Raw genomic sequence first — 17,563 nt, 5'->3', positions numbered from 1 at the left:
TCAAAACTTTTCCACAATGCCTTAATTCGGCTAAATTTTGTTAAATTCGCAAGGTTATAGTAATACCCTTTTTTAATATCGTTTTAAGTAGCGAGAATAATAATTTATGGCAGAAGATTTAGAAAATCAGCAGAACGACAAAATCATTCAAATTAATATAGAGGAGCAGATGAAATCGGCCTACATTGATTACTCAATGTCGGTAATCGTATCCAGGGCTTTGCCTGATGTACGTGATGGATTGAAACCGGTACACCGCCGTGTTTTATATGGTATGCTCGATCTTGGTGTAACCAGTAATAAACCACATAAAAAATCTGCCCGTATTGTAGGGGAGGTATTGGGTAAGTATCACCCACATGGTGATGCATCAGTATATTTCACCATGGTTCGTATGGCTCAGGATTGGAGCTTACGTTATCCAATGGTTGATGGACAAGGAAACTTTGGTCACATTGATGGTGACTCGCCGGCTGCAATGCGTTATACGGAGGCACGTTTTTCGAAAATTGCTGAAGAAATGCTTGCCGATATCAATAAAGACACGGTAGATTTCCAGTTAAACTTTGATGATACCTTACAGGAACCAACGGTTTTACCTGCAAAAATCCCTAACTTATTGGTTAACGGATCTTCTGGTATTGCAGTAGGTATGGCCACCAACATGGCACCTCATAATTTAACCGAGGTAATTGATGGTGTGGTAAACTATATCGACAACAGAGATATTACCATTGAGGAATTGATGAAGTTTGTAAAAGCGCCCGATTTTCCTACCGGTGGTATTATTTATGGTTATACAGGTGTAAAAGAAGCTTTCGAAACCGGTCGTGGACGTATTGTAATGCGTGCAAAAGCCGAAATTGAGAGCATTAAAGACCGTGAGGTAATCATTGTAACCGAAATTCCTTACCAGGTGAACAAAGCACAAATGATTGAGCGTACTGCTGAATTGGTTGGCGAGAAAAAACTGGAAGGTATTTCAAACATCAAAGACGAATCGAACAAAGATGGTATCCGTATCGTTTACGAAATTAAACGTGATGCAAATGCCTCTATCGTTTTAAACAACCTATATAAGTATACCGCTTTACAAACTTCTTTCAGTGTAAATAACATTGCATTGGTAAAAGGCCGTCCACAAATGCTAAATCTTAAAGATTTAATTGTGCATTTTGTAGATCACCGCCATGATGTAATTGTTCGCCGTACCCGCTACGAGCTGGCAGAAGCCGAAAAACGCGCACACATTTTAGAAGGTTATTTAATTGCTTTAGATCATTTAGATGAAGTAATTAAATTAATCCGTGCGTCAGAAACCCCTGAAGATGCCCGTTTAGGCTTGATGGAAAAATTCGGACTGAGCGATATTCAGGCACGTGCGATTTTGGATATGACGCTTCGTCGTTTAACAGGACTAGAGCGTGATAAGATTAAAGAAGAGTATGCAGAGTTGATGAAAACCATCGAACATTTAAAATCTATCCTGGAAGATGAAGGTTTGCGTATGCAGATCATTAAAGATGAGTTAGCAGAAATCCGTCAGAAATTTGGTGATGAGCGCAGAACAACCATTGTTCACTCAGCCGAAGATATGAGCATGGAAGATTTCATCGACGATGAAGAAGTGGTGATCACCATCTCGCATGAAGGTTATGTAAAACGTACGCCGGCAACCGAATTTAAGGCACAGGGTAGAGGTGGTAAAGGTTCAAAAGGCAGTACCTCAAGAAATGAAGATTTTATTGAGCATATGCTGGTTGCTACTGCTCACAACTATATGTTGTTCTTTACCGAAGCCGGAAGGTGTTTCTGGCTGAGGGTTTACGAAATTCCTGAAGGTTCGCGAACCAGTAAAGGAAGAGCGATCCAAAACATTATCAATATTCCGAAAGAAGAAAAAATCAAGGCCTATATTAAGGTTAAAAACCTGAAGGATCAGGAATATTTAGAGAACAATTTCATTATCATGTGTACTAAAAAAGGTACCATTAAGAAAACTTCTCTTGAAGCGTATTCACGTCCGCGTGTAAATGGTATCAATGCCATCAATATTAATGATGGTGATGTATTATTGGAAGCTTGTTTAACCAATGGTGAAAGCGAAATTGTGATGGCATTGCGTTCTGGTAGAGCTATTCGCTTCAACGAAAGCACGGTTCGTCCGATGGGCAGAACAGCTACTGGTGTACGCGGTGTTAGGCTTGCACACGATCAGGATGAAGTTGTTGGCATGATTGCTGTAAACAATCCTGAAGTTACCGTGTTAGTAGTATCAGAAAAAGGTTATGGAAAACGTACCGATATTGAAGATTACCGTGTAACTAACCGTGGCGGTAAAGGGGTAAAAACAATTAATGTTACTGAAAAAACCGGACAATTAGTTTCGATTAAAGACGTTACAGATAGCGAAGATCTGATGATCATTAACCGTTCGGGTATTGTAATCAGAATTCCGGTATCAGCATTGAGGGTAATGGGCCGTGCTACGCAAGGGGTTCGCTTGATCTCATTAAAAGGTGATGACGAGATTGCATCGGTAACTAAAATTGATCACGAAGAGGATGAAGAAGAAACAGTAGATTTAACAGATGTTGTAGTTACAGACGGCGAAGAAGTAGAAGCAGATACTACTCCGGAAGCTGATGATACTGAAGAAGAGGCTGATTCAGATAACGAAACGGAAGAAGAAAATTAACTAAAAATAAGATTAGAATAAAAATTATGAAAAGAGTATTTCTAAGTATAGTTCTAGCAGGTGCGGTAAGCTCTGCATTTGCTCAGAAAAGTGAAGTTAACGCCGCAAAAAATGATTGGGGTTTATTCCAGTTAACTTCTTCAAGTGCATCAACTCCATTAGCGAAGAAGCTAGAATCTTTAGCGAAAGGATTGGCTCATACAGATAAAGCTATTGCAGATGAAAAATCTAAAGTGATGCCTGAAGCATGGTCTTATCGTGCTTTATTTGCTTCTTCTGCGGCTATTTTGGATTCAGTAAGCACAGCAAATGCAGATGCAAATTTGAAAATTGCTCAGGATGCAATTGTTGAAGCTAAAAAGTTAGATACAAAAGGAAGTGAAAAAGATAATATCAGTTTAGCTGAAACCAATATCAGTAACGCCGTTAGAAATGGTGGTGTAATTGCTTACAATAAGAAAGATTACAAAACAGCTTACGCAAAATTTGTAGCCGCTACAGTAATCAATCCAAACGATACCGCCATGTATCTAAATGCAGGTATTGCGGCCAGAAATGTGGAAGATTATCCAGGTATGATTACCCAATTCAAAAAGGCAATCGCTTTGAATTCTCCTCAGTCTAAAGATTTATATAACGAGATTCTTACGACTATTTTAAGCAAACAAAAAGATACAACAGCGGCTTTAGCGACTATCAAAGAAGCGTCTGCTAAATTCCCTGATAATACAGAATGGATCAAAACAGAAACGCAAATCTATATTGATAGGGGTGATGCCGCAAAATCTGAGCAGATGCTTATCGCATTAGCTACAAAAGAGCCTAACAATGCAAACTATCAGGTGTTATTGGGAAATATTTATTTCACACAAGCTTTAAAATTACAGGCCGACAGAAATAAAATCGATCCTAAAAAAGTGAAAGAATTTAACGAAGTAACAGGCAAGATGAATGCTTTGTTGGATAAATCTCTTCCTTTTTACAAAAAAGCACTAGAAGTAGATGATAAAAATGCAGGAGCATTAGAGACCTTGAAAACGATCTATGCTTTTAGAAATGACACTAAAAATTACGACGAGATCAAAAAACGTTTAGACGCATTGCCTAAACAATAATTCTGATAACGATTTAAAAAAAGAGCGCTGAAATTTCGGGGCTCTTTTTTTTATGTTTATTTTTATGGTTTATTACGATTTTACCACATTATTTATCTTATGCAGAACTGCTTTAAAATATCATTAATCGCTTTAATTTTCGTCTCTTTTAATGCTGTGGCACAAAAAACTCAAATCCTTATTGCCAGAAATGCGGTGGGTAAACTGCAGGCATCTATCGCCAATAAAGAAGATGAGAAAAAGCAGCTTGCTATTATAAATGAAGGTTTAAAGTCAATTGAATCAGCAGAAAAAGATAATAAAACAAAAAACTGGGCCGAAACCTGGTCAATAAAATCTTACCTGACTTCATTTGCTGCATTAATCGATACCGATCCTAACAATGCCAACAAATTTTATGATAATGCCATTGAGGCTGTTGCCAAAGCAAAATCACTTGATCGGTATGATGACAATTCAGGTTTAATTAAAGCTTCCAACCACAATATCCTGATCAAAAAACAAGAAAAAGGCAACGAAGCTTTTTTTAATAATGATTTCAAGGAAGCATTTGCTGATTTGAAAGAAGTGGGTGACAATTTTCCTGCAGATACCACATTAGCTTTAAATACAGCTATTTGCGCCTTAAATATCCAGGCTTATGATGAGTCTTTGACTTATTTTAAACGCGCAAAAGAAAATGGAATTAAAAATCCTTCTGTTTTCCAGAAAATGGCGCAAATGTATGTGGTTAAATCAGAAAATGAAACCGCCATTAAAACCTTAGAAGACGGACTTGTGCTTAATCCGTTTAACCGTTTTCTAACAAACGATTATATCAATCTTTTACTCGATACCGAGAATTACAGCAAAGCGCAGGGATTAATCGAAAATAACTTAAAAGTAGAAAAGGGAAGTAAATTACTTTATTTTCTTTATGGTTATCTGCAGCAAGTTGGTGGAAATAATGCTACAGCCATACTTGCTTATGATAAAGCTTTATCAACAGATCAGAATTATTTTGACGCCTTGTATCAATTGAGTTTAGCTTATATCAATACGGCCAACGAAACGTTGCGTAAAAGCGATGCAGACAAAACAGAAAAATATAAGGGATTAATTAACCGTGCACAATTCGCTTTACAACGTGCTAACGAAATTAATCCAAACGACAAAAAAACTGTGCAGCTGCTGATTGATATCTATACCAAAAAGGGCGCAACCAATAAAGTACAGGAACTTAACCGTAAACTTCAGGAATTGTAAATTATTTGGCCATTTGAGTCGATAGGTAGGTGTTAGAAAATACAACTTAACATAATATTAATTATAAGACATATAAATAACAAGGTTTAAATTAGATTTTCAGAATATTAGAGCAAAATCAATAACTTGGTCTTGATATTTTTTCAGAATTTCAATAGAAAAGAATATCATATTTGCCTTCGAAGGCTTAAAGGTTTGATGAATATGAATATCAGAATTTGCTCTGTTAGCCTTGTGCGATTGAACCTTAACATTCATAAATTTAATTTAACACTGGTTATATATAGCTATTTACACCATTTAAAAATGCTGACTTTAGGAAATTCATATCTCCTAATCTATTACGATCCAACGCTTCTATGTATTCATCGTGAGTCTTTCCAAAATTCAAATCTGCCACATACTGTTCCTCATAATACATATACATTTCTTCTGAGCAACATTCTGCAAGATAATTTTCTTTTATTCCAAAAAGTCTGTTCCAAGTCTCCACGCGTTCTTCATAGCCTGCACTTACCAAATCAACGTTCATATCATTAGGTTCCATATCATCAGAAAGAGCTTTATTAAGTGTAATTTCTACATCAATTCTTGGATATGGGGTAATTTTACTAAATGGGAAAAAAGCTTGTTTTCTAGTCTTAGAAACAATTCTGTTATTCCGCCTTATAATTTCAAAAATGGTGTTCTCTGCTAATTTGTATTTACTATTACAGGTATCACAAATCGGTAATAGGTTGTTTGTATTTATAGATGTAAATGGGAAATGATTTCTCGGTAAATAATGATCTAGTGCACTTCTTTTAGAGTGGAACTTAATTAAAACTTTATTTATTCCACAGCATCTGCAAGTCCTTGATTTACCAACAAGACTTTTATAATAGTCTTCAATCTTTCCGTATCTATGATAGAATACTGCTTTATTCACAGATTCATCATATAATTTGTCAAAAAATATTTTAATTTGTTTACTTATATCCACACTTATTAAGTCAATATCAGCATATTCTAACGGAGTGAAATCACCATTGCATAATAGTCTGATTTCATTATTATGATGTACTCCTCGTTTTAATGTCTTTAAATGACTCTTAGAAAGTGTTTTGCAAATTGCGAAACACTCAGTAATAGGATTTAATAAATATTCGTCATTTACTCCTGCTATTAATGGTTGGTATTTTGGAAGAACTAATGATGTATCAAATACGGCTTGGGGAATGTAAGGAGCACGAAATACAACATCTAAAAATAAGTGGTTCACAAAAGATTGAATTTTGTGAAACTTAGAATTGACATGTTTATATGGTCTTATCATCTTTTCTTAATTATATCCGTCATTTCCTTTATTAATAGAACTTTCTCTATTGAATCTCCCAACTCAGAATTTAACTCTTCAATTAATCCTTCTACATTATCAGTCTGTAAAAACCTTTCTCTATATGCATTCAATTTTTTAAGTGAATATTCTCCTATCGTATTCTTTCGCTTAAATATTTTATTCGTCAAGATATTAACTGATGTTCCGAAAGTGTCTATATCCAAATCTTGAGCGTTTTGAGGTTGATTTCCTTTATCAAATACAATCACCTTGTCGGGAAAACAATCCGAAATAATAAACGGTGAGTGCGAAGTGATGAGGATATCACGCATTAAATGATTTGTACCACCTTTGTTTAAGCAATCCTTCAATAGACTTATAAATTCTGAACGCCACTCAGGATTAAAATGTGTTTCAGGCTCATCTAATAACATCAACGTACTTTTGTCTCCCAATAACAAACATATCCCCATAGTATGTAAAAATTGATGTTCACCATCAGAAAATGCTTTTAAAAGCATTTTATCATCCGAATTTTTCTTTTTTAACCGGAATAAATTGAAATGAAAAATATGTTCCTTTTCTTTAAAAGCAGGTATTTTATACATTGCATACAAGCTATCAGAATTGTATACTTCTTTTTTAAGCTCTTTATCAACCACTCTCAAATTGAGTAAAGTAAGAACCTGAAAAGCTTTGAACAGCTGTAATGGTGATTCAAAATGTTTCTTGAATGCATATTTTAAAGCACTTTCTTTCGTTTGCTTGTTTTCATCAAAGTAAAAATCCAGTACTTCGTGTTCATATCCTCTTTCCCCATCAGCAGGTTGAGTGAATTTTACAGTAGCACATTTACGCAACTTATCTAGCGTTTCTTCAACCAATGGCAATAAATATCCCAATTCTGGATCTTCTCTATCATAGTATAATTTATGGTTGTTTATCACCAATCGGAAACTGTCAAGTTTGTCAATGCTCAACTGCTCCTTAATTGGTTCAATTGTATCATTATTTTGTAGAAGAAAATTAGCCAAAAGAATCGCTTGGCTCATATGATAATCCATATAAACTAAACTACTCTCGGGCTTTTCTTCAATTTTATAATCCAAGACAAGCTTTGTTCTATTACGTAAGTGATAAATATATTCATCCAATTGTAATAGCCTTGATTTTATAAATGGTAGGCTTAATATTTCATTTTCCCCAGAGGAATACCCGATAACTAATTCTGGTAAATAACTTCGGATAGAACCTGAAATATCTATAAATTCAGGCTCGTAAGATTGATCTAAAGCTTTTATCTTTATTTGGGGAATTTTACCTTTCTCTTTCCTGATAATTATATTATGATAATTTTCTACTTCTTTCTCTGCTTCACGAGGAATAATGAAGTACTCTAATTCATAAGCAACAGGAGCGGATACTTCCTTTTTAAAATCATTTTTCAGAAATTCCGATGTTTCAGGATCAAGTGTACAACATTCCAAATGATAAAAGATATTAGACAATGCTTCTAACACGTTAGATTTTCCACTTCCGTTTAACCCTGCAAAACAATAAGGATGAAAGTTTACCCATTCTTCATTGGGCTCATCATCTCTAAAAATAACGGTAAAATTCTCCTTACCTTGATCTGTTTTTATTTCATCAAGGCTTCGGAATTTTTCTAATATGGTTAATCGAACTAATTTCATTTTACCTGTAATTTTACCTTATTATCAGTTCCAAAAGTTTGAATAATTTCTTCCTCTTCCATTAGTTCGAATAAAATTTTTCTTGTTTCCGTAAAGTCTTTAAATTCATCAAAATTTTGTTGTTCAAAGAGATTTATCAAGTACTGTAATCTTTGTTTGTTGCCTCTCAAATCCTGAACAGCAAACTTTTTTATCAAATCCCTAAAAATAGGTTCTTCATCTATCTCAACATCAAGTTTAAAAGCATTTTGAAGAATTACCTGAAACAATTGCTGTAATATTTCTAATGATTGCTCTACTTTACCCTTTACATCTTGAATAGATTCATAGATTTGGCTAAACCGATTTTGTAAATTAAGATCTTTAGGAACAGGAACTTCTATATTCCTCAATTTTTCCAATGTAATTTCTTTGAAAGTTGAGCCTTTTACATATTTATTGATAAGAAATTGAAATCCTTCGCTTTGTAAAGTAGCAAATAGATAATTAGGATTGATAATAATTGCGTTAGGACTAATTCTTGCTGTTCCCTGGGTTAAATTTGCACCATCTAGCTCTTTAGGTATAATTGCACATTGCCCAACAGTTGCTCTTATACTGACAATTATATCTCCCTCAATACACTTAGACCTATCGTGTTTTTTTGCAATTTCAGGTGTTGTACGTAATAAGTTTTTGCTTACAATTTTTCCGTTTTTAATATCTCCTGTTCTGATATACGGTACACCCCCATCAACGTGAGGTCCTGCTTGAACAATTCCATATGTAATTATTTTTTCTTTCGGAGTAACTTGGGATAATTTTTTTCGAGGAAACCCTTTCTGATTATTTACAGGATCTCCAAACATTTTGAAATATATAGATTGGATTAAATTTTCCAATATATTAATTGTTTTTACCTTATCATTAATATATGTCTGAACACTATCTAATTGAGAAACTACTTTCCCTTGGAACTCTAAATCATTTGGAAAACTTATATTTAGTTTCCTTAGATTAGTATTGTTTAAAATAGGAATGGTTACCCTATTAGCCTTAAAACTTAAATATTCTTTATTTCTAATAATCCAATAGTAGAAAAACTTAGGGAGAATAAGATTTTCTTTTACTCGAACACCTGTTATTTGTTGATTGCTGGATGCCGACTTTTTAACTATTGCAGTTTTACCTATGTCTCCAATACAGCTTATCAATACGGTATCCTGCTTGTACAAAAAAGCTTGATTATCTAAAAGAGCTAACTCTGATATTTTGGTGTTAGTATCTGAAATATATTGTTGTCCCTGCAAATCTGTAGGTGTAACCCACATCACATCACCCTCATAATATAGAGGTTCTTTAGTACTGGGAGTTTTTCCTGTTTGGGCAACTTCTATGATTTCGCTTATTGTTGTATTTACATATTCCATTACAACTCCTTTTCTAATTGTTTTAAAGAATTAAACAATTCTTCCTCAATCTTTAAAACTTGTTTCAGCAGTTCAGCAGGTTCTTCATATTTATTCTCCTCAAAAACAAACTCTTTGTACAAATTGTAATTTAATTCAAATCCATTATCTTCAATTTCACTGATAGGAACATAAAAATGTTTCTGTTTTCGATCTTTCTGTGGAGTACTTTTTTCGTCTTTGGTTTTGTATTGTTTAACTGTTTCCGGTAGCGGAAAATCATTCTTTATTTTTCTTCGACTATTGTCTAAGGTATAACCATCTGAATCCATTCCATAAAACCATACTTTTTTAGTATGATAGCCGTTGGAGCCAAATTGTTTTTTTGTAAACAATAAGATAGAGGTTTTAACTCCTGTATAAGGGTTGAAAACGCCACTAGGTAATGACAATACAGCTTCTAAATCGCAATCTTTTAATAGTATTTCCCGAGCAGCTTTGTAAGCTTTTCCTGAATTGAACAGAACTCCTTCAGGAATAATTACAGCAGCTCTTCCATTTTTCTTAAGCATATATACAATGCGTTCCAAGAATAAAAGCTCCGTTTGTAACGATTGTGTTTTTCCATCTTTTATGTCATAAATACGATTCAGGTTTTTACTGATCGATTTACTGTTGACTTTAGCTGCAAATGGCGGATTGGCAAGTATATATGAAAATTCTTCTTTCCCTAATGTCGGAAATAGTTTTTCATGAAATTTTGTTTCTTCTCCTCTTAAAATCTGTTCAGGTGTAAAATGTTTTTTGTTGAACTTGTAATAGTTCTCTTCGTATTCATCAGAGATGGTATTCAAGTTAATGATGTGAGGCTTTTCGATACCATGCATCATCATATTCATCATACCAATCCGAACCATTGTAGCATCTATATCAAAGCCATAGAATGTATTCTCTTTTAATTGCTTTTTCTTTTTTGCTGTCAGTTTTTTACCATCGATTCCTTTCTCCAACTGGTTTTCTTCATCAAGAGTAATCTCTTTACTGTTTTCCTTTAAAAGGTATTGATATGAACCAACAAGAAAGCCTGAACTGCCGCTAGTTACATCACAGATTTTGGTGTCTTCAATATCAATATTTGGAGCGACCAATTCACTCATCATTTGAATTATGTGTCTGGGCGTTCTGAACTGCCCATTCTTACCAGCTTCATTTGTTGCCCGTAAGAGATATTCATATACATCTCCTAATAAATCTTGGAAATGCTGGTGCTGTTTTTCTTCTTTTTCAACTAAAGAAAAAATGTTGTCAATTATTCTTACCACTTCTTCTAATAGAGAAGGAGTATTTATAGCAAATCGGGCATTTTTCATTTCGATCGCGAAAGGTTCATCCTCTTTTGATAAATCGTTTTGAATAAATCTGAATACATCATCTACTTTAGATTTTAGTTCAGATCCTTCTAAATTGTTATAGCTACTCCATTTATACTCATCTTCTACTTTGGGATGAAACTTCTCTAATCGCTTCATAAATATCAAATATGATATATTATCAATCGCTGTTATAGGGTTAGATAATCCACCTGCCCAGAGTCTGTCCCAAAGTAATTGAACCTTATTTTTTATTTCTTGTGATAACATAATTTATTATATCGTTCTATTGTATTATTTAGTTGAATTTAATAGGTCTTAAATATCGACTTTCAAGAGTTGAGCAATTTTGGCTAAAAGTCTCGACGGATGGCTGTATTTCATTGGTACACCATCTAGACACTGTACTTTGACTTTTGCACAATTCCTTAGCTAACCATTTACTAGTTTTTGATTGCTCAACTAACAATATTTTTAATCGATTGATTTTCATTCAAGGCTATTTAATACGCATTTTATGCGAATTTACACTATAAGGAACATAAACAAAGTGTTTATTTAAATTTATTAAAATTCCAAAATTCAACTGTTATAGCGCATCATGAATCGTTTTGGAAAGATTCTTAAAAGACTTTATTATTATATCTCTCGCGAAAAAATGTTTTACAAAATAATGAAAGACCATTCGCAAAGTTAAAGTTGCGATCTTCGGCGGATCTAACAATACTATACTAAAGCGGGTTTACAATTCTGGTGGCTAAGACAGTTATAAAAATGTGGAATCGAGATTACTTAGCGATTATCAAAATTTTCAGAGCTTAGGACTTTTAACTTACTTCGTAAATCAATTAGGGAATAATACAATCTTATGCAATATCTTTGTTCAATAAGAAACAGATACAAATAGCCAGCCTCAAACTGGCTTTTTTTATTACTAAAATTACCATTTTTTTAAAAAATCCTTTAATCAATTGTTTTATCAATATTTCAGATTATAAGATCTTCACATTTTGTTTTAAACAATATTTATATAAAATAATAATTAGAATAGCCTTAAATACCCTGTATATTGAGAAAAACATATTTAAACCTATCACTTTCCGTTTTAGCTGGTTGTCACAATTTGTTTCGCACACTACATAAATGATTTATAACAGTGAAGAAAGAATTGGAGTTTACTCCGTTGCCAAGATTTTTAGCGAAAATTTGGGCTGGATTTTTAGAGAACAACCAATAAGCGATTTTGGTATAGATGGCTTTATAGAAATAACTACTATGGATCCCGAGTTAAGGCGCACCATTCCTATCGGAAGGCTTATTGGTCTGCAGATAAAATCTGGCAAAAGCTCTTTCAAAGAATGTGCAGGCGATCATTTTGTATTCAGAGGCACCAAAAAACATTTGGAGTACTGGCTCAACTATTCGGTACCTGTTATTATAGTGCTTTACAATAAAGAGACCAATTCTGCATATTGGGAAGAGGTCAACCAGTCGACAGTTCTTTTGACCAATAAATCTTTCAAGATCAATATTCCTAAAAAGAACTTGATTGAACGCGATAGCAAGCAACTTTTAACAAGTATCGGCATTTTTAAAGATAGGTATGAATATAAACTGTGGCAACTAAGGGCATCGATAGATGCCATAAAATCGCTAATAAGTACAAAGCTATTCCTCTATGTAGAAATTGACAGCATACCGAATTGCAACGATTATCACATTTCCATGACGATTACGGATGAGCAAAGCGATAATGGTGCAGAAATAATACATGGTTTTTGTCCGGGCTTCCATCGCTACGATTATTATTTTCGTATTTCCGAGGGACAAAGCCTTAAATCGGCAATAAACGATGTACTGCCTTGGGTAGATCTGTTTGTTGGCGAAGCCGAGTTTGCTGATGAAAAACTAACCGAACAAATAGCAGAAGAGATTTTAAGCTATGATCAAGAAGACTTTGTTGAGGATGTTTTAGAACTGAAAAGGAAGAACTTATTTCTGGATTTGGCTTGCTACCTAGCAGGCAACTATTGCTTTAGGCTGGAACTAAAGGCGAATGAGCTTGCCTATAATTTTCTGACTGTAAACGAATTTTTAAGCAAAGAACCTGGTGTTAAGCAAACTATATTTCTATAATTAAAGCTCTATTGATAGACGAGTTAATGCAAGCACATTGTTTATCATTTGGGCGTGCCTCCTGCCCTGCTTTTTGTTGCTAAGATGAATGTTGGTGCAGGGCAGTGGTCGGGCTATCCATTTGTAGTCCTCGCCATTTCGTGCCTCATGGCTGTGGGCTACCCACTGCTATCCCTCACACATTGGCCCGAGCACCCGGAGCAAACAAAAAACTTTAAGGAAGCTGCTACTTAACACAATGCAATCGAATTAACATTTTCCTTTGTTTATAGGGTTATTTGTATATTTAATTGTCGTTTATTCTAAAATAATGCTTTCTACTATGAAAAACTTCATGCTAAAGGAGAACTCCTTAAGAAATTGGAATAATTTTAAATTCGTGTGTGTTTTTATAATTTCACTTTTTTCCGTTGAAACAAAAGCTCAAAAATCAGAACCAATTAAATCTTACCAGGGTGAAATGGTTACGATGCATTCTGACGTTTTAAATGAAGACCGGAAGATATTAATATACACACCGAATGATCCTGAATATCCGGAGAAAAGATATCCGGTAATTTACGTTTTGGATGCTGATAATCATTTCAGTCAAGTGGTAGAATATTCAAAATATCTTAGCCGGCAAGATGTGAATGTTATTCCGCCATTAATTGTTGTGGGGATCACAAATGCAGACCGCAACCGCGATCTCACGCCATCTAACAGCACTTTGGATTATTTTGGAAAGTCAGATACCAGCGCCAAATCTCCATACAAAAATAGCGGAGGAAACGAACGTTTTTTTCAGTTCATTCAACAGGAGCTCCTGCCCTTTGTTAATTCCAATTATAAAACCCAACCTTATCGCATTCTAGCAGGACACTCGTTTGGAGCGCTTACAACCACTAATTGTCTGATTAATCATCCGGATATGTTTAATGCCTATATTGCAGCAAGTCCATCTTTTTGGTGGGATCAGAAATTTCTATTGAAACTCGCCGATAAAAAGCTAAAAACAGGCTCAACTTTATCGAAAACACTCTTTTTTAGTGATGGAAATGAAGGGCCTCAACCTAAATCCCCTTTTCATGCCGATGTTTTAAAGTTTGATTCGCTGCTTAAAAAGCGCAATATGAAAGGTTTAGATTTTGAATACAGAAGCTATCCGCTAGAGAGCCACATGACAGTTACCGTTAAATCGTATTATGATGGACTTAGGTTTATTTATCGCCAATGGGTACTTCCGCCAGTAAGCGACGAAAAGATGAATTCAGAGGTTATCATGAACCACTATAAAAAATTATCGCAAAGCTTTGGCTATCCGATCTTGCCCGACGAATCATTTTTCAACGGATGGGCGCAGTGGCTGATCAAGAATCCGGAAACCTTAAACAATGCTATTAAGATACTGGAAATGAATACAGTTAATTATCCATCTTCTTCAAAAGCATTCATGGCACTAGGTGCAGGATACTTGATGAAGGGAGAAAAACAAAATGCCATTGCTGCGTACAAAAAGGCCAGTGAATTGAATCCCAATTCAAGTGAAATTAAATTACGCTTGAACGAATTACAGAAATAAGATATCCCATGTACGACCATTATAGCTTTGAAGATGCAGCGGCTTATCAAATTGAGCTTGCCAAGCAATTGAGATTTAAGCCAATTACTAAAATTGAAACAATTGCCGGTGCAGATATTTCTTTTAATAAAAACAGCACAAACATGTACGCTGGAATTGTAATCTTAACTTATCCAGAGATGGTTTTAAAATCATTCGCCTTAGGAACTTACGAAACGAATTTTCCATATAAAGCCGGATTTTTGGGCTTTAAAGAAGTTCCGGCATTATTAAAAGTTTGGGATTTGATTGCCGACAAACCCGATGTTGTGGTCCTTGATGGCAATGGAATTTTACATCCACGCCGCATGGGTGTGGCTTCACATTTTGGAATATTAGCCAATCAAAGCACAATTGGCTGTGCTAAAAGTCTTTTGCATGGAAAAAATCATCAGCCAGAAAATACCAGATATAGCACCGCAGAAATTAAAAATAACTCGGGTGAAATGCTTGGCTTTGCGCTGAAAACAAAAATCAACTGCGAATCTGTTTACGTTTCGGCCGGGCATTTAATTACGCAAGACCAAAGTCTGGAGATAATTAAAAAATCTATTGGAAATTACCGTATTCCTGAGCCTACACGCATAGCCCACAATATTGTAAACGATTTCAGGTTGGGCAAACTAAAAGCTGGCTTTCACAAAGTATCGGCGCCGTTAACTTTGTTTTAACTCCTCAAAAATTACCCATTGCACTGCTTTCCAGTCGAGATGACGAAAATTACTAAACCCAGTTAATTCCTTTTTTTAGCAGCTGTACGGTTTTATACTCGTCAGAATCAATTTCTGGCTGTACATTATAACCCCAGTTTGCCTGTGGCGGTAAACTCATTAAAATAGATTCGATACGGCCATTGGTTTCCAGGCCAAATTTTGTTCCAGAATCGTAAACTAAATTAAACTCTACATAACGGCTACGGCGCTGGTATTGCCATTGTTTGTGCGCTTCGGTAAAGGCTTTATCGCGGTTACGGTCGATCAATTCAGTATAAATTGGCAAAAATGTTTCGCCAATATTAATGGAGAAATCTAAAATTTGTTCCCATGATAAATTGGTGTTTTCAGGCTTTAACCGATCGTAAAAAATACCGCCAATACCACGGGTTTCTTCACGGTGTTTAATAAAGAAATAATCATCGGCATGTGTTTTGAATTTTGGATAAAATTCAGCGCTGAAATCATCGCAAGCCTGTTTTAGCTTATGGTGAAAAAAACGGGCATCGTTTTCGAATACATAATGCGGCGTTAAATCAATACCACCACCAAACCAACGTGTTTCTTCATTTAGTTCAAAGTAGCGTATATTCATATGGATAATCGGAACCAGGGGATGATTTGGGTGAATCACAATTGAAACGCCGGTGGCAAAAAAATCATCTTCACTTACATTAAAGGCTTTTTTTACCGCTTCTGGCAATTTACCGTGCACCGCAGAGAAATTTACACCACCTTTTTCGATAATTGCACCATTTTGCATAATCCGGGTACGTCCGCCTCCCCCACCGTTTCGCTCCCAAAGTTCCTCTTCAAATTTTCCTTGGCCATCGGCAATTTCCAATCCCCTGCAAATTTCATCCTGTATTTGCTTATACCGTGCTGCTACTTCTTCTTTAAACATGATGACATTTTCTATTTCCATACAAATTTAAAGCTATTCAGGCAGCTATATTGATTTATGTTTAGATAGTACATTTTATTGACATTGGTTTTAGTCCTAAGTCTGAATTAAGAGCCCTGTTAATCTTCCAGATAATCCAAATCTTTGTTAAAACTTTCTTTTAACTGGCTCAAACCAAACATGGCAATCAGGGTTAAGATTCCCATTACTAAATAACCGGCTGTAATTAATCCGTATTTATGGGTTAAAAATTCGAATAAGAATGTAATCGGGATTAATGCGCCTCGAACAAAATTAGGAGCGGTTGTCGTTACGGTAGCCCTGATGTTGGTGCCGAATTGTTCTGAAGCTATGGTAACAAAGGTAGCCCAGTAACCCACAGAGAAGCCCATAAACAAACAGATCCAAATAAAATTGCTACTGGTTAAGCCGAAACTGGTTAAATAAACCACCACACTCGCTACAGAAAGCAAGTGAAAAATAAAGACTGTTTTTTTTCTCGATTTTAATACCTGAGAGAGTAAACCGGTAACCACATCGCCTATGGCAATTCCAAAATAAGTAAACATAATTCCGGTACCTGCTTTTAGGGGTTCGGTTGCGCCCAAAGCCTTCCCAAATTCGGGTGCTAAGGTAACCAGGATACCCACCACAAACCACAATGGAATACCGATTAAAATGCAATAGAGGTATTTAGAAAACCGTTTCCAGTTGTTAAACAGCATAAAAATATTTCCTTTTGATACTTCGGTTTGGTTAGCCGCATGTTTGAACATGCCCGATTCGAATGTGCCTACACGCAATAAAAGCAGAACCAAGCCCATACCACCACCAACAAAGTAAGAGGTTTGCCAGGTAAATTCGGCTGCAACCGTTGCGGCAACCGCTGCACCCAATAAGCCTACCGCACCAACAATCATGGTTCCATAACCTCGCTTTTCTTTATCCATGGTTTCTGCAACCAAAGTAATCCCTGCACCAAGCTCTCCCGCTAAACCTATACCGGCAATAAACCTGATGATGGCATAACTGTTAACCGAGGTAACAAAACCATTGGCAATATTAGCCAGTGAATATAAAAGGATCGAACCAAAAAGAACTTTTATCCTTCCAAGTTTATCGCCGAGTACGCCCCATAAAATTCCACCTAAAAGTAAACCGAACATTTGAGAATTGATGATCAGGAAACCATCAGATTGCATGTCGGCCTGCGAAACACCAATTTCAGTTAAACTTTGAACACGAACGACAGAGAATAGAACAAGATCGTAAATGTCGACGAAATAGCCCAGGGCAGCTACAATGACTAAGAAAATTACATTACGGTTATTTGCTTTTGCTTGAAGATCCATTTAATTATTTGGTTTAAACGCTGAAAGTAC

13 protein-coding genes are annotated in these 17,563 nt (G+C 35.3%); 6 read left to right on the top strand and 7 right to left on the bottom strand.

What is annotated here, in order from left to right:
* The first annotated feature begins 106 nt into the window (after nucleotides 1-106).
* From gyrA to AC04QZ_RS03715, 3 genes are all read left to right on the top strand, one after another.
* Complete coding sequence (gene gyrA / locus AC04QZ_RS03725; RefSeq protein WP_478356625.1) at nucleotides 107-2,698, top strand: DNA gyrase subunit A; 2,592 nt, start codon at nucleotides 107-109, stop codon at nucleotides 2,696-2,698.
* 26 nt (nucleotides 2,699-2,724) lie between these two features.
* A complete protein-coding gene (locus AC04QZ_RS03720) occupies nucleotides 2,725-3,813 on the top strand; it encodes a tetratricopeptide repeat protein (RefSeq protein WP_086546438.1) in 1,089 nt (362 codons plus the stop codon).
* A gap of 156 nt (nucleotides 3,814-3,969) precedes the next feature.
* Complete coding sequence (locus AC04QZ_RS03715) at nucleotides 3,970-5,058, top strand: tetratricopeptide repeat protein (protein WP_478356624.1); 1,089 nt, start codon at nucleotides 3,970-3,972, stop codon at nucleotides 5,056-5,058.
* 277 nt (nucleotides 5,059-5,335) lie between these two features.
* On the opposite strand, the gene AC04QZ_RS03710 is transcribed toward AC04QZ_RS03715, so the two are convergent.
* From AC04QZ_RS03710 to AC04QZ_RS03690, 5 genes are read right to left on the bottom strand one after another with little or no spacing between them, the layout of a single operon-like run.
* Nucleotides 5,336-6,319 (bottom strand): hypothetical protein, encoded by a 984-nt coding sequence (locus AC04QZ_RS03710; RefSeq protein WP_478356623.1) that lies wholly within the window; start codon nucleotides 6,317-6,319, stop codon nucleotides 5,336-5,338.
* Nucleotides 6,320-6,369: 50 nt separating this feature from the next.
* Nucleotides 6,370-8,070, bottom strand: a complete 1,701-nt coding sequence (locus AC04QZ_RS03705) for a restriction system-associated AAA family ATPase (RefSeq protein ID WP_478356622.1) — start codon at nucleotides 8,068-8,070, stop codon at nucleotides 6,370-6,372.
* Nucleotides 8,067-9,479, bottom strand: coding sequence for a restriction endonuclease subunit S (locus tag AC04QZ_RS03700; protein WP_478356620.1), 1,413 nt, complete (start codon nucleotides 9,477-9,479; stop codon nucleotides 8,067-8,069). Before AC04QZ_RS03700 ends, AC04QZ_RS03705 begins: the two co-directional genes overlap by 4 nt.
* Entirely contained in the window at nucleotides 9,479-11,098 is a 1,620-nt protein-coding gene (locus AC04QZ_RS03695; RefSeq protein WP_478356619.1) for a class I SAM-dependent DNA methyltransferase, read from the bottom strand. Before AC04QZ_RS03695 ends, AC04QZ_RS03700 begins: the two co-directional genes overlap by 1 nt.
* Before the next feature lie 28 nt (nucleotides 11,099-11,126).
* Nucleotides 11,127-11,321 carry a helix-turn-helix domain-containing protein gene (locus AC04QZ_RS03690; protein WP_478356618.1) on the bottom strand — a complete coding sequence of 65 codons (195 nt, stop codon included), beginning with the start codon at nucleotides 11,319-11,321 and terminating at the stop codon, nucleotides 11,127-11,129.
* 650 nt (nucleotides 11,322-11,971) lie between these two features.
* Between AC04QZ_RS03690 and AC04QZ_RS03685 the strand changes: the two genes are divergently transcribed.
* The 3 genes from AC04QZ_RS03685 (at nucleotide 11,972) to AC04QZ_RS03675 (ending at nucleotide 15,235) form a co-directional block, all read left to right on the top strand.
* Nucleotides 11,972-12,964 (top strand): DUF4365 domain-containing protein, encoded by a 993-nt coding sequence (locus AC04QZ_RS03685; protein WP_478356617.1) that lies wholly within the window; start codon nucleotides 11,972-11,974, stop codon nucleotides 12,962-12,964.
* Between the two features lie 460 nt (nucleotides 12,965-13,424).
* On the top strand, nucleotides 13,425-14,525 hold the full coding sequence (locus AC04QZ_RS03680; protein ID WP_478356616.1) for an alpha/beta hydrolase: 1,101 nt from the start codon (nucleotides 13,425-13,427) through the stop codon (nucleotides 14,523-14,525).
* Between the two features lie 8 nt (nucleotides 14,526-14,533).
* A complete protein-coding gene (locus AC04QZ_RS03675; RefSeq protein ID WP_478356615.1) occupies nucleotides 14,534-15,235 on the top strand; it encodes an endonuclease V in 702 nt (233 codons plus the stop codon).
* Between the two features lie 52 nt (nucleotides 15,236-15,287).
* On the opposite strand, the gene hemF is transcribed toward AC04QZ_RS03675, so the two are convergent.
* Both hemF and AC04QZ_RS03665 read right to left on the bottom strand, forming a co-directional pair.
* Complete coding sequence (gene hemF, locus AC04QZ_RS03670) at nucleotides 15,288-16,202, bottom strand: oxygen-dependent coproporphyrinogen oxidase (protein WP_478356614.1); 915 nt, start codon at nucleotides 16,200-16,202, stop codon at nucleotides 15,288-15,290.
* A 98-nt stretch (nucleotides 16,203-16,300) separates the two neighbouring features.
* Entirely contained in the window at nucleotides 16,301-17,533 is a 1,233-nt protein-coding gene (locus tag AC04QZ_RS03665; RefSeq protein WP_478356613.1) for an MFS transporter, read from the bottom strand.
* Nucleotides 17,534-17,563: the final 30 nt, after the last annotated feature.

This window comes from Pedobacter folensis, assembly GCF_056490665.1.
The sequence above is the reverse complement of the archived record's forward strand: the minus strand, read 5'-3'. Positions and strand labels throughout refer to the sequence as shown.

Coding starts and splice junctions, on each gene's coding strand:
- AC04QZ_RS03705 (WP_478356622.1), bottom strand. CDS start 8,070: ATGAAATTAGTTCGATTAACCATATTAGAAAAATTCCGAAGCCTTGAT.
- AC04QZ_RS03685 (WP_478356617.1), top strand. CDS start 11,972: ATGATTTATAACAGTGAAGAAAGAATTGGAGTTTACTCCGTTGCCAAG.
- AC04QZ_RS03695 (WP_478356619.1), bottom strand. CDS start 11,098: ATGTTATCACAAGAAATAAAAAATAAGGTTCAATTACTTTGGGACAGA.
- AC04QZ_RS03700 (WP_478356620.1), bottom strand. CDS start 9,479: ATGGAATATGTAAATACAACAATAAGCGAAATCATAGAAGTTGCCCAA.
- AC04QZ_RS03675 (WP_478356615.1), top strand. CDS start 14,534: ATGTACGACCATTATAGCTTTGAAGATGCAGCGGCTTATCAAATTGAG.
- AC04QZ_RS03690 (WP_478356618.1), bottom strand. CDS start 11,321: ATGAAAATCAATCGATTAAAAATATTGTTAGTTGAGCAATCAAAAACT.
- AC04QZ_RS03665 (WP_478356613.1), bottom strand. CDS start 17,533: ATGGATCTTCAAGCAAAAGCAAATAACCGTAATGTAATTTTCTTAGTC.
- hemF (WP_478356614.1), bottom strand. CDS start 16,202: ATGGAAATAGAAAATGTCATCATGTTTAAAGAAGAAGTAGCAGCACGG.
- AC04QZ_RS03720 (WP_086546438.1), top strand. CDS start 2,725: ATGAAAAGAGTATTTCTAAGTATAGTTCTAGCAGGTGCGGTAAGCTCT.
- AC04QZ_RS03680 (WP_478356616.1), top strand. CDS start 13,425: ATGGTTACGATGCATTCTGACGTTTTAAATGAAGACCGGAAGATATTA.
- gyrA (WP_478356625.1), top strand. CDS start 107: ATGGCAGAAGATTTAGAAAATCAGCAGAACGACAAAATCATTCAAATT.